The following is an 11,093-nucleotide window of genomic DNA, read 5'->3' as shown; positions in this document are numbered from 1 at the left end:
GATGAAGAGAGCCGCAAGCGGGACGCTCGCGGCTACCTCTGCCGCGGGCCTTCCCCTGTTCCGGGGATTCTCGCATCGGAAACCACCTACGATTCCGGCCCACACCCGATTAAACCGCGCGGAACTTGCGGAACGGGGAAGTTGGGGTATAATACAAGTGATGTCGGCCTCCGGCGGGAGTGAAGGGAGCTTCGCGCGAGAGGCGACGTCGCAAGCTGTTTCAGGCGGGGCGTGGGTCGGGTCTCCTCCGTCAGGGGGAGTCGCGTCTCTGGAAAGGAGCCTGTGATGTTGCGTAAGTGTGTGTGGCTCATGGCGATAGCTGCGGTGATGGTGGTGTGTGCGGGGGCGGCTTCGGCCAAGGCAGTCAAGCAGGAGGTGGCGGTGGATCCGGCGGGGACCGCCAAGGTGATCCTCAACTACTGCCCAGACGAGCTTCAGGTGATCGTGAACGTGAACGCTTCGGGCCTGGCGGACGACTCCACCTACGCGGTCGTTGTGCTCGATGAGCTTGGGGTCCAGGTGGCCTCCGAGGAGTTCACCACGAAGCCCGACAAGTCGAAGGGCAAGGTGAACGGCAAGGGCGAGCCCAAGAAGACCAAGAACTTCAAGTCCAAGGGCCACCTCAACATCCACATTCCGTGGAGCCCGTTGGCTGCTCCGCCTGTGCTCACGGGGTGGACGGTGCAGATTTCGCTCGTGGTGGCGGAGCCGGAGCCGGGCGGCACGGAATGACCAGGTGCAGACGGCTCGGTTCGTTTGCGCAGCGGCGGTCGCCCTGACCGCCGCTGCGGCGTTTGGCGCCCTGTTCAGCAGCCAGCCGTGTGAGCCTCCGCTCAAAGGAAGCGGGGAGGGACTTCGCGCAGGAAGTCCCTCCCCGCCTTGAGGTTGCGTCGTTCTAGAAGATGCCCTTGGCCTTGCCATCGTCGGTGATGTCAATGGCCATGAAGGCGGGGGTGGCGGGGAGGCCGGGCATGGTGCGCATCTCGCCGCACAGGGGGTAGAGGAAGCCGGCGCCCACCGAGGCGCGGATGTCGCGGACCGGGAGCGTGAAGTTGGTCGGCACGCCCTTCCAGGTGGGCTCGTGGCTGATCGAGAGGTGGGTCTTGGCCATGCAGATGGGGAGTTTGCCGAGGCCCATCTGGGTGAACATCTCGATCTTCTGCTTGGCGAGGGGCGCGAAGTCCACGCCGTTGGCGCCGTAGATTTGGGTGGCGATGGTTTCGATCTTCTTGGCGATGGGCATGTCGTCGGGGTAGAGGAAGCGGAAGTTGGAGGGCTTCTCGGCCGCCTTGACGACGGCCTCGGCGAGCTGCGCGCCGCCCTCTCCGCCCTTGGCCCACACGTCGCTCTTGTAGGCGCCTTCGGCGCCGGCGGCCATGGCGGCCTCCTTCACCGTTTCGATCTCGTGCTCGGTGTCGGTGGTGAAGCGGTTGACGGCGACGACGACGTTGACGCCGAATTTCTTGGCGTTCTCGATGTGCTTGGCGAGGTTGGCGCAGCCGGCCTTGAGGAGGGGGATGTTCTCCTTGGTATAGGCGTCGGGGATGGGCCGGCCGGGGGTGACTTTGGGGCCGCCGCCGTGCATCTTGAGGGCGCGGACGGTGGCGACGATGACGACGACGTGCGGGGTGAGGCCGCTGATGCGGCACTTGATGTTGAGGAACTTCTCCATGCCCATGTCGGCGGCGAAGCCGCTCTCGGTGACCACGTAGTCGGCGAGCGGCAGGGCGATGCGGTCGGCGATGATGGACGAGTTGCCGTGTGCGATGTTGGCGAAGGGCCCGGCGTGGACGAAGACGGGGCTGTGCTCGAGGGTTTGCAGGAGGGTGGGCTTGACGGCGTCCATCATCAGCACGGTCATGGCGCCGGCGACGCCGAGGTCTTCGGCGGTGACGGGCTTGCCCTTCTTGGAGGTGCCGATGACGATGCGGCCGAGGCGCTTGCGCAGGTCCTTGAGGTCCGAGCACAGGGCGAGGCAGGCCATGACCTCGCTGGCCACGGTGATGTCGAAGCCGGTCTGGCGGGGCCGCCCGTCCCCCTCGCCGCCGAGGCCCACGATGATGTTGCGGAGCGCGCGGTCCGAAACGTCCACCACGCGGTTCCACATGATCGAGTAGGGGTCAATGTCCAGCCGCTTGAGGCCCATCTTGGCGAGGGCTTTGTCGGACAGGGTGTCTTCGTGCAGGATGCGGGCGTCAATGGCGGCGGCGAGGAGGTTGTGGGCCGCGCCGACGGCGTGGATGTCGCCGGTGAGGTGGAGGTTGAAGTCTTCCATCGGGATGACCTGGGCGTAGCCGCCGCCGGCGGCGCCGCCCTTGATGCCGAAGGTGGGGCCCTGCGAGGGCTGGCGAATGCACGTGATGACCTTCTTGCCGATGTAGTTGAGGCCCTGCGAGACGCCGATCGTGGTGACCGTTTTGCCCTCGCCCAGCGGCGTGGGGGTGATGGCGGTGACGTCAATGTACTTGCCGTTCGGCCGGCCCTGGAGCCTGCCCAGGATCTCCAGCTTCACCTTGGCCTTGAAGTCGCCGTGCAGCTCGAGCATGTCGCGGGGAATGCCGGCCTTTTCGGCGATCTCCGCGATGGGCTTGACCTTGGCCGCTTGGGCGATTTCGATGTCCGAGAGCATCCGTGGCCTCCTGGAGCCTGTGGCTCCGCCCGGCGCCGCGGCCGGCCGGACGGCCGCGGGAGCCTCACATGAAATGCTTCACAAGCCCGGCACGAAATGAGCCAGGATTCTAACAGGCCTTCGCCCGGCGATCAAATCGGAAATCGCGCGGGCGGGCCGCCGGTGCCATCTGCAATACTGGTCGGAGAGGAACGTCCGCCCACGGCTCACGGGATGCCGTAGTACCCGCTGGGCATGCTCCACGTGGTCACCTTCTCCCACTCCCGGATCCCCTCGATGACGTGCTGGACCCAGTCAATGCTCGGGATCCACTCCGCCCTGCCATCCAGGAAGAGCATGTTGCCGCCCCGCTTGCCGTGGTTCGACTTCGCCGTCAGCTCCAGTCCCTTATAGTCCTTGTTCACCAGGATCGCCTGCGTGTTTTCGATGTTCGAGTCGTCGTCGTGCACCAGCCACGCCTTGTTGCTGTTGATGCCGATGTACTGCATGCTGGGGTTGAACTCGCCCGCATACTCATAGCTGAGCTGCGGGGGCGGCGTCGGGGTGCTCGTGGTGAATGTGTAGCCGGAGCTCCACGTGAACGTCAGCGCCTTGCCGTCCCGCTTGTACCGGAGTTCCTTCCACCACTCCTCCTTCTGCTTCAGCTTGCCCGCGACGTCGCGGGTCGTGGGGCAGTTGAAGGCCCGCACATCCTGCACGTACGACTCGGTGACCACGGGCACATAGCGGAAGGTGCCGCCCTTCCGCTCGAAGCGGGCGGAGGGCACCCCCCACAGGGGGCTGAGATCGTCGAAGCTCGTGAACACGGGGTCGGGGATCTGCCGGGTCGAAGTCACCAGCGCCGGCGGCCGGTTCGCGATGAAGCGGCGGTCCCAGTTCACCATGTACGAGAAGAGCCCCTTGCCGATCTGGCTCAGGTTGTTCTTGCAGTAGGTCTCGCGAGCAGCCACCTGCGAGCGGAAGATGGCCGGCAGCGTGATCCCGGCCAGCATCACGATGATCCCGATCACCACCAGCATCTCGACGAGCGTGAAGCCCGTGCGGCGCGCCCTGAAGCCTCTGTGCGGCAAGTTCGAACCCCTCTCTCCCGCCGGCCTCGTGCCGCCCCCCTATGGGCGGCCCGTAATCGCTGGTCTCCACCCTTCTTATATTATCCCATGGGCACTCGACTTGCAAGTGTCACGGGGAATGGAAAAGGGGTGGTGGAGACGTCGGAAGTCCTTCGGGAGGAGGGCAGCCTGCTGGCCGCTTGCCGCAGCGGCCCGCGCCGCTGGCGGAGGGCCAGCTTGACCCCCATCCGCCGCACTCGCCGTTGACGCGAGCGGCGGGAACTGGTAGATCGGTATCATCCATCTGAAAGGAGGACTCGCGATGCTGCGGTTTTCCTGGCCAACGGGGGTCGGGTGTCTTGCGGTCGTGGCGGCGCTGCTCGCCGGCTGCGGCGGCGAGGAGGACCGAGGGGCCGCCGCCGCGCGCGGCGACTACCGGTTCCTCGCCTGGCACGACGACGGGGGCGTGACCCTCACCACCTTCGAGGACCAGGAGGCGATCCGCCTCACGAAGGACCAGCTCGGCGCGATGTTCGGCAAGGGCAAGGTGCCGTTCGCGGGCCAACGCATCGCCATCCTGGTGCTCAACAGCGGCCCCAAGGGCGGCATCTCCGGGCCGCTCTACCGCCTGCGGCCCGCCTGGGAGGAGCTGACGGGCGCCCGCCTCGACATCGTGGAGGTGCCCATCGCCGAACTGCTCAACAAGAGCATCACCGACCTGCGCCTCGGCAGCGGGCAGTTCGACGGCTTCATGCAGGCCTCCTGGTTCATGGGCGAGTATGCCACCCCCGGCTACATCGTGCCCACGGACGCCTACATCCGCGACCCGCGCTTCCCGCGGTGGGACCCCGCCTGGATGCCGCCCGCCCTCCAAACCCTCTACACCTGGGAGGGCAAGTGGTACGGCACGCTCAACGACAGCGACGGCCAGGTGCTCTACTGGCGCCACGACATCCTCTCCGACCCCGAGTGGCACAAGAAGTTCAAGGCCGAGACAGGCCGGGACATGCCCTTCCCCGTCCGGACCTGGCAGGACGTGCTCGCCATCGCGAAGTTCTTCAACGGGAAGAACTGGGACGCGAACGACCCCGAGCCCGACACGGGGATCGTGATGCACTTCCGCGTGAACGAGCAGGGCATGTTCCACTTCATGTCGCTCTCGGCCCCCTTCGTGGTCCTCGGCGGCGACAAGGTCACCCGCGGCACGAACAACTACTGGTTCGACCCCGAGACGATGGAGCCGCTGATCAACCAGCCCGGCCACGTGCGCGCGCTCGAGATGCTCTACGAGCTGTCGAAGTGCGGCCCCGCCGCCCAATCGGCCTGGGACCTGGGGACGGCCTGGGACTGGTTCCTGCGCGGCAAGAGCATCTTCGTCTTCTCGTGGGGCGACGTGGGCGCGCTGGTGCAGGACGCGACCCGCTCGAAGATCAAGGGCAAGCTCGGCGCGGCCATCCTGCCCGGCTCCACCGACGTCTACGACATGAACAGGAACGAGTGGGTGAAGCTCGACACCCCCAACGTCGTGGGCAACACCGTGGGCGGCTCCTGGCACGGCGTCATCTCCGCGAAGTCCAGGAACCCCGAGCTCGTCTACAGCCTCTACGCCCTCATGGCTACCGAGCCGGTGAGCCTGTGGAACGCCAACCGCGGCTGGACGGGGGTGGACCCCGGCGCGAGCATCCACTTCCTGCCGCCGCACGGCACGGCCACGCTCCAGGGCTACCTCGACGCGGGCTGGAACGAGAGCGACCTGAAGTTCTACCTCGACGCCTACCACGCCAACTTCTTCGCGAAGACGATGATGCCCTACCTGCGGATCAACGGGGCCGAGGAGTACTGGCGGGCGCTCGACCAGAACCTCTCGGCCACGATGGTCGGCACGCTCAAGCCCCAGGAGGCCCTCGACCGCACGGCGGCCGAGTGGGCCAAGATCACCGAGCGCCGCGGCCGCGCGGCGCAGCTCAAGCAGTACCAGAGAGCAATTGGCTACAGGAAGTAGGTGGATGGTTGGATGAATGGATGAGTGGATGAGTGGATGGTTGCCACAGAGCCACGGCCATCCGCTCTTCCATCCATCTATCCATCCGCCTATCCCTTGCTCCTCCTTGGACATCCCCGTGCGTCGCCAACGGCACATCCAGCTCCTCTTCATTCTCCCCGCCGTCGCGTGGGTGCTCTGCTTCACCCTGTTCCCGCTCCTCTACAGCGTGCGGCTGTCGTTCTACAGCGCCAAGGTGGGCGAGCCCGAGCAGTTCGTCGGCCTCGCCAACTACGCCGCGTTCCTCCACGACCGACGGGCCTGGGAGTCGCTCGGCGTCACGCTGGTCTTCGTGGCCTGCGGGGTCACGGCCCAGCTCGTCCTGGGCATGGCGCTCGCCCTGCTGTTCCACCGCCCCCTGCCGGGGCGCGGCGTGCTGCGGACGCTCCTGACCGCGCCGCTCTTCGCCACGCCCATCGCCGTCGGTTTCCTCTTCCGCACGATCTTCTACGAGGAGGGGGGCCTGGCCAACGGTCTGCTGGGCACGAGGATCCCCTGGCTCTCGAACCCCCGCTGGGCGCTCGCCTCGGTGCTGCTGGTGGACATCTGGCAGTGGACGCCGTTCTGCTTCCTCATCTTCCTGGCGGCGCTCCAGGGGATTCCCGAGGACTACTACGAGGCGGCGCGGCTCGAGACGAGGAGCGGCTGGGCGCTCTTCCGCCGCATCACGCTGCCGATCCTCATGCCCACGGTCACCCTCGTGCTGCTCCTGCGCCTCACCGAGGCGTTCAAGGTGCTCGACATCCCCTACACCCTCACGGGCGGCGGGCCGGGCACCTCCACCCAGGTGCTCAGCCTGTACGCCTACTTCGTGGGCCTGCGCAACCTCAACTTCGGCTACGCCTCGTGCGTCTCGGTCGTCATGCTCCTCCTGGTCACCGGGATGATCCTCGTGCTCTTCAGGCGGATGAGGCAGGTGTACCAATGACGCGCCGTGGCTCGCGGCACTTCTCGAGAGCCTTCCTCGCCGCGCTCGCCTTTGCGGTGGCGGGCGCCGTGTTCCTGCCCTTCTACTGGGCGATCAGCCTGAGCCTCCGGCAGCAGAGCCAGACGTTCACGGTCACGGGGCTGGGCGTGCCGTTCGTGCAGTACCAGCCGACGCTCGACAACTGGCGGGCGGAGCTGGCGACGGGCGAGATGCAGCGGGCGCTGGCCAACAGCCTGATCATCGCGGTGTCCACGGCGGCCATCGTCGTCCTGGTCGGTGCGCCGGCCGCCTACGCGGTCGCGCGGTTCCGGTTCCGATGGCCGTCGAACGAGGACCTCACGCTGTGGTTCCTCTCGCAGCGCGTGCTGCCGCCCGTGGCGACGGCGGCGCCGCTGTTCCTCCTCATCCACTGGCTCGGGCTGCTCGACACGCGGACGGGGCTGGTGCTGCTCAACGTGACGTTCAACCTGCCCCTCGCCGTGGTCATCCTGCGCCAGGCGTTCCTCGACCTGCCGGTGGAACTGGAGGAGGCGGCGATGGTGGACGGCGCGGGCCACGGCACGATCTTCCTGCGCATCTGCCTGCCGCTGGCCGCGCCGAGCCTGGCGGCGGCGGTCCTCATCGTCATCGCCTTCACCTGGAACGAGTTCCTCGCGGGGCTGATGATCGGCTCGCTCCACGCCAAGGTCATCCCCGTCCACATTGCCGGGGCCGGCGACACGCGGGGCGTGCAGTTCTGGTTCGTGGCCGTGCGGTCGCTGATCGCCATCACCCCTCCGGTGATTCTGGCGTTGCTGGCGCAGCGGTACATCGTGCGGGGGCTCACGTTCGGCGCCGTGAAGGGGTGAGCAGGCCCTCGCGCGGCGTCCGCGACCCGCCAGCCTGGTGGCGGAAGCCTTGCGCCGATCCCACGGCGCGGGGGGAGGCCGAGGCCCCGAACCGAGGGGCCGCGTCGTTCTTCTGCTTGACAAGCGTCGGCGATTCCGGGACCATGCTACACAATGGCGTTGGAGGAATGGCAACCGCCCAGCCGAATGAAGGGGGGCCTCCGGCGCACGCCTCCGATGGCGGGGAGGGGCGGAGTGCCGGCTTCAGCCCCTGTCCCTGACCTCCCGCGGGTTCGCAACCCGCGGGAGGCTTCAATGGCCGACTTCCGCCTCAGTCGGTGGTGCGTCGGGTTACGGACTGGTTCCTCGAGCGGCTCGGCATGACGGGGCTGCCGGCGGGCGGCGCTGAGGGCGCAACATGCTGATCGAAATGCTTCCTCCCGTGCGTCGGGAGGCCGTGACGGAACGCGATGCCGAGCCGCGCAAGGCCTACGTCGAGCTCACGACGGCCTGCAACCTCGACTGCCCGATGTGCCTGCGCCGCGCCTTCGAGGAGCCGGGCGGCGAGATGGCGCTCGCGACCTTCCGCCGCGTGGTCGAGCAGTGCGCGGAGCTCCCCGCGCGGGCGACGCTGAGCTTCGGCGGCTACGGCGAGCCGATGGCGCATCCGCTCTTCGCCGAGTTCCTGGCCCTGGCCAAAGGCGCGCGACTTCAGGTCGAGGCCGTCTCCAACGGCCTGCTCCTCACGCCCGAGCGAATGCAGCAGCTCTTGGAGTTGCGGCTCGACAAGCTGATCGTCTCGCTCGACGGCGTCAGCGGCGACGCGAGCCAGAACCTGCACGCCGGCACGTTCCCCGAGGTGGCCGAGCGCCTGCGGGAGTTCCACCGCCTGCGCCTCGCGCGCAGAGCCGAGCGGCCCGAGGTCGTCGTCGAGTTCGTCGCGACGAAGCGCAACATCGCCGAGCTGCCGGCCCTGGTGCGCCTGGCGCCCCACCTGGGCTTCACCGGCGTCGTCGTCACGAACCTCGTGCCCCACACGCCCGAGCTGGCCGCCGAGGTGCTCTACGAGCAATGGGCCACGCCCGCGCGGCGCCACCTCGCCACGCCGTGGGATCCCGTGGTCGAGCTGCCGCTGCTGGACGCGCGGTCGGCGGCGAGCGCCGTGGCCGAGCGGCTGCGAGGCGCCGGCGCGCGGCTGTGGATCAACGGGGCCGACGTCTCGGGGGCCGGCCCGCGCTGCCGCTTCGTGGCCGAGGGGCGGCTGGCGATCCGCTGGGACGGCGCCGTGAGCCCCTGCCTGCCGCTGCTCCATTCGCACACCTACTACTTCCGCGACAAGGCCAAGCGCCTCCGCCGCTACGCCCTCGGCAATGTGAACGACGCCAGGCTGCGGGAGCTCTGGGGCGGCGCCGAGTACCGCGCCTTCCGCGCCCGCGTGCGCGAGTTCGCCTTCGCGCCCTGCATCGAGTGCGGCGGCTGCGACCTGCGGAGCGACAACGAAGAGGACTGTTTCGGCGACGACTTTCCCCGCTGCGGCGAGTGCCTGTGGGCGGCGGGACTCGTCCAGTGCCCCTGACCGACGGAGCGAATCATGCAGAAGCTCAAGGTGCTGTTCCTGTGCACGGGCAACTCGTGCCGCAGCCAGATGGCCGAGGGCTGGGCGCGCCACCTCAAGGGCGCCGTGCTCGAGGCCTACTCGGCCGGCATCGAGACCCACGGCCTCAACCCCCACGCCGTGCGCGTCATGGCCGAGGCGGGCGTGGACATCTCGCGCCAGCGCTCGAAGCACGTGGACGAGCTGAAGGGCGTGGCCTTCGACTACGTGGTGACCGTGTGCGGCCACGCGCACGAGCACTGCCCCCTGTTCCCCGGCAAGGCCCGCGTGGTGCACGTGGGCTTCGACGACCCGCCCCGCCTGGCCAGGAACGCGAAGTCCGAGGAAGAGGCCCTCGGCCACTACCGCCGCGTGCGCGACGAGATCCGCGCCTTCGTGGAATCCCTGCCCGAGAGCCTGGCAACGAAGGAGTGACGCGATGACCAGGATTCAAGTGCTCGGCCCCGGCTGCCCCAGTTGCGCCAAGCTGGCCCAGAACGCCGAGGCCGCCGCCAAGGCCCTCGGCCTCGACTACCAGCTCGAGAAGGTCACCGACATCATGAAGATCCTCGAGTTCGGCGTGATGATCACCCCCGCGCTCGTGGTGGACGGCAAGATCAAGGTCGCCGGCAAGGTGCCCTCGGTCGAAGACGTCCAGAAGCTGCTTGCGTGAGAGCAGGCGTTGTGGCACGATAACAGAGGGCGGGCGCGTGAGCCGCATGATCGCACGACGCCTCATCGCTGGTCTACTCCTGGCCTTCGCCGCTGTGAGCGTGGCGGCGCTGGTGTACCTCGAGGTGCGCCCGCCGCGGGCGGCCGAGACCGGCAAGGTGCACGGGCCGGCCAACGGCGTGAGCGTGTACTACTTCCACAGGATGACGCGCTGCGCGTCGTGCCGCAAGATCGAGGCCGTGTCGAAGCAGGCCATCGAGCGGGGCTTCCCCCAGGCCCTCCGCGAGGGCCGCCTCGAATGGCACGTGGCCAACTACGAGACCCCCGAGTACGAACCCATCGGCAAGAAGTACGGCCTCTTCACCAGCACGCTCGTCGCCATCGAGTTCCGCGATGGCCAGGAGGTGCGGGCGAAGAGCCTCGACGAGACGTGGGACCACCTCGATGACGACGCGGGCCTGGTCGCCTACGTGCAGAAGGGCGTGGGCGAGCTGCTGGGCGAGGGCGCCGGGACCGCCGCAGAGGCCGCGGGCTCGACGGGCTTCCTCCTGGCCCTGGCCACGGCGCTCTGGCTGGGTGTGCTCACCTCGATCAGCCCCTGCCCGATGGCGGCGAACATTGCGGCCATCTCGTTCATCGGCCGCCGCGTGGGCAGCCCGCGGCAGGTGCTGTTCTCGGGCCTCCTCTACACGCTCGGGCGCATGCTGGCCTACGTGGTGCTCGCCGCGCTCATCGTGGGCGGCCTCCTCTACAAGGCCGAGGTGTCGGACGTGCTGTCGAAGTACCTCAACCGCGTCCTCGGCCCCATCCTCATCGTCGTGGGCGTAGTGCTGCTGGGGCTGGTGACCGTCACGCTCCGCGGCTTCGCGCCCGGCGAGAAGACCCAGCAGCGCGTCGAGCGCATGGGCGTGTGGGGCGCCGGCGTGCTGGGCATTCTCTTCGCCCTGGCCTTCTGCCCCATCTCGGCCGGGCTGTTCTTCGTGAGCCTCGTGGGGCTGGCGCTCGCGCACCAGTCGCGGGCGCTCCTGCCTTCGGCCTACGGCCTCGGCACGGCGCTGCCGGTGGTGGTGTTCGCCTTCGTGATCGCGCTGAGCGCGCAATCGCTCGGCAAGGTGTTCAACCGCCTCTCGCAGTTCGAATGGTGGGCGCGCAGGGCCACCGGCGCCGTCTTCCTGCTGGTCGGCGGATATTTCTGCCTCACCTATATCTATGGGGCCCTCTAGCCCAAGGCCACAGGCCCTTGGGGGAGGGGGACCACGAGGACGCTTCCCCGCGCGTCGCCCCGCGGAAAACCTGCACATTTTTCCTTTGCATTTGCAGCGGGAATGGTATAATGCCCGTAATCTCCCCGAT

The 11,093-nt window shown here is 68.1% G+C and carries 10 protein-coding genes; 8 read left to right on the top strand and 2 right to left on the bottom strand.

Features of this window, described 5'->3' with window-relative positions; all coding sequences use genetic code 11:
• The first annotated feature begins 285 nt into the window (after positions 1–285).
• Entirely contained in the window at positions 286–732 is a 447-nt protein-coding gene (locus PLE19_07185) for a hypothetical protein (GenBank protein HPD14714.1), read from the top strand.
• Between the two features lie 163 nt (positions 733–895).
• On the opposite strand, the gene PLE19_07180 is transcribed toward PLE19_07185, so the two are convergent.
• A complete protein-coding gene (locus PLE19_07180; GenBank protein ID HPD14713.1) occupies positions 896–2,629 on the bottom strand; it encodes a formate--tetrahydrofolate ligase in 1,734 nt (577 codons plus the stop codon).
• Between the two features lie 206 nt (positions 2,630–2,835).
• Positions 2,836–3,699 (bottom strand): type II secretion system protein, encoded by an 864-nt coding sequence (locus tag PLE19_07175; protein HPD14712.1) that lies wholly within the window; start codon positions 3,697–3,699, stop codon positions 2,836–2,838.
• A gap of 301 nt (positions 3,700–4,000) precedes the next feature.
• On the opposite strand from PLE19_07175, the gene PLE19_07170 reads away from it, so the two are divergent.
• From PLE19_07170 to PLE19_07140, 7 genes are all read left to right on the top strand, one after another.
• On the top strand, positions 4,001–5,680 hold the full coding sequence (locus PLE19_07170) for an extracellular solute-binding protein (protein ID HPD14711.1): 1,680 nt from the start codon (positions 4,001–4,003) through the stop codon (positions 5,678–5,680).
• A 118-nt stretch (positions 5,681–5,798) separates the two neighbouring features.
• On the top strand, positions 5,799–6,647 hold the full coding sequence (locus tag PLE19_07165; protein HPD14710.1) for a sugar ABC transporter permease: 849 nt from the start codon (positions 5,799–5,801) through the stop codon (positions 6,645–6,647).
• The gene (locus PLE19_07160; GenBank protein ID HPD14709.1) at positions 6,644–7,495 is read left to right on the top strand and encodes a carbohydrate ABC transporter permease; all 852 of its coding nucleotides are present in this window, start codon (positions 6,644–6,646) and stop codon (positions 7,493–7,495) included. The genes PLE19_07165 and PLE19_07160 overlap by 4 nt, the downstream gene beginning before the upstream one ends.
• A gap of 397 nt (positions 7,496–7,892) precedes the next feature.
• Positions 7,893–9,050 carry an SPASM domain-containing protein gene (locus PLE19_07155; GenBank protein ID HPD14708.1) on the top strand — a complete coding sequence of 386 codons (1,158 nt, stop codon included), beginning with the start codon at positions 7,893–7,895 and terminating at the stop codon, positions 9,048–9,050.
• Positions 9,051–9,065: 15 nt separating this feature from the next.
• Positions 9,066–9,503 carry an arsenate reductase ArsC gene (locus PLE19_07150; protein HPD14707.1) on the top strand — a complete coding sequence of 146 codons (438 nt, stop codon included), beginning with the start codon at positions 9,066–9,068 and terminating at the stop codon, positions 9,501–9,503.
• A 4-nt stretch (positions 9,504–9,507) separates the two neighbouring features.
• On the top strand, positions 9,508–9,741 hold the full coding sequence (locus PLE19_07145) for a thioredoxin family protein (GenBank protein ID HPD14706.1): 234 nt from the start codon (positions 9,508–9,510) through the stop codon (positions 9,739–9,741).
• A gap of 46 nt (positions 9,742–9,787) precedes the next feature.
• Positions 9,788–10,963 carry an aromatic aminobenezylarsenical efflux permease ArsG family transporter gene (locus tag PLE19_07140; GenBank protein ID HPD14705.1) on the top strand — a complete coding sequence of 392 codons (1,176 nt, stop codon included), beginning with the start codon at positions 9,788–9,790 and terminating at the stop codon, positions 10,961–10,963.
• The last annotated feature ends 130 nt before the right edge of the window (positions 10,964–11,093 follow it).

The organism is Planctomycetota bacterium (assembly GCA_035384565.1).
In the GTDB taxonomy this organism is placed as follows: Bacteria; Planctomycetota; PUPC01; order DSUN01; family DSUN01; genus DAOOIT01.
The sequence above is the reverse complement of the archived record's forward strand: the minus strand, read 5'-3'. Positions and strand labels throughout refer to the sequence as shown.